At 60.4% G+C, this 207-nt stretch carries 1 protein-coding gene; it reads right to left on the bottom strand.

The window, feature by feature from the left end; genetic code table 11:
- On the bottom strand, positions 1 to 181 hold a 181-nt coding region (locus tag FE392_RS20030), incomplete at its 3' end, for an AMP-binding protein (protein WP_319931882.1).
- Between the last annotated feature and the right edge of the window lie 26 nt (positions 182 to 207).

Below are 207 nucleotides of genomic sequence, written 5' to 3'. Positions count from 1 at the left end.
GCATTTCCACCCCTTTGGGCAATCCGGTGGAGCCGGAAGTGTAAATCACATAGGCCAGATGGTGCGGTGACAAGCCCAAATCCCGGGGGGCAGGGTTAGCGGTCGGTTGTTCAGCGAGAACGCTGTCAGGCGCATCCAGCAGCAACGTGGTGTACTCGGCCGCAGGTACGGCTTGTTTCAGTCTGTCGGCGAGGGACGTCTGGGTCA

Origin of the sequence: Xenorhabdus santafensis, assembly GCF_033949405.1 — a bacterium.
GTDB classification, from domain to species: Bacteria; Pseudomonadota; Gammaproteobacteria; order Enterobacterales; family Enterobacteriaceae; genus Xenorhabdus; species Xenorhabdus santafensis.
This window is presented reverse-complemented; position numbering and strand designations above follow the sequence as displayed.